2 protein-coding genes are annotated in these 967 nt (G+C 64.9%); one reads left to right on the top strand and one right to left on the bottom strand.

The annotated features are described in order from the left end of the window. Positions 1-368, top strand: a 368-nt coding sequence (locus AC1D00_RS42835) for a DUF599 domain-containing protein (RefSeq protein ID WP_477014881.1), incomplete at its 5' end; no start/stop codon positions are given. 361 nt (positions 369-729) lie between these two features. Here the strand turns inward: AC1D00_RS42835 and AC1D00_RS42840 are convergent. Beyond that, positions 730-967 (bottom strand): hypothetical protein (locus AC1D00_RS42840; RefSeq protein ID WP_477014882.1); only part of this gene is annotated, 238 nt, incomplete at its 5' end.

Genomic DNA, 967 nt, shown 5'->3' on the forward strand with positions numbered 1-967 from the left:
GGCTGGTGCTGATCTGCGTCTACGCCTTCTTCAAGTTCGCCTGGGCCTATCGCCTGTTCAACTATGTCGCCATCCTGTTCGGCGGCATGCCGCCGGCGACCCAGCGCGACACGCCAGCGGCCGAAGCCCATGTCATCCGCACCACGCGCCTGTTCGAATCCGCCGGCCGTCATTTCAACCGCGGCCAGCGCGCCTTCTTCTTCGCGCTCGGCTATCTCGGCTGGTTCGTCAGCCCCTGGGTGCTGTTCGTGACCACGGCCGCCGTGGTGATCGTGACATGGCGCCGGCAGTTCGCGTCCAGCGCATGGTCGGCGATGGCGCCGGAAGTGGTGGATGGCGAGGCGATGAAGAGGCGGGGCTCGCAATGACGGAGTATGAGGCATCGACTTCGTCCTCCAARTACAACTGTTATTCCCCGCGAAGGCGGGGAATCCAGTACACCGCGGCCTCTCGGCTCCATCACAGCCGTCTCTGGAATACTGGATCGCCCGGTCGAGCCGGGCGATGACAGCGAGTGTGTGGTTACAGACACGCCTTCGCAGCCTCGCGGCGCAATTCACCCGAGCTTTGCTTCGTCGCTCTACCCTCTAAGCCAAGAGGGCGCAGGGAAGGCCGGGTGCCAGCTGGCACCCGCGGTCCGCTGCGCGAAAAGCACACGCAGGAAGAACCGCACAGCAGCATACAGGTGTAGCCAATCACTCGGCCTTCCCTGCGCAGTGGTCGGACGGCTTATGCCGTGCTCTCCCGGGAGCCGAGTTCGTTCTGGCCTCCCTCGCCTTCGCGGAATTCACCGGCATCGCGCCGGTTGACGCGACTGCCGCCTCCGCAAGAGCTTGACCGTAGCAACGACGGCCAGGACCACACGGTTTTGCCGTACGCACGGCCCGCCATTTCGCCCCGGTTTTCCCAGCCCTGTCGACGGAGCCGGAAACCTGCTGGCGAGACGAACCTGTCAGCGCCGTTCGTC

The sequence above is a fragment of the Bradyrhizobium sp. P2_E8 genome (assembly GCF_056403875.1).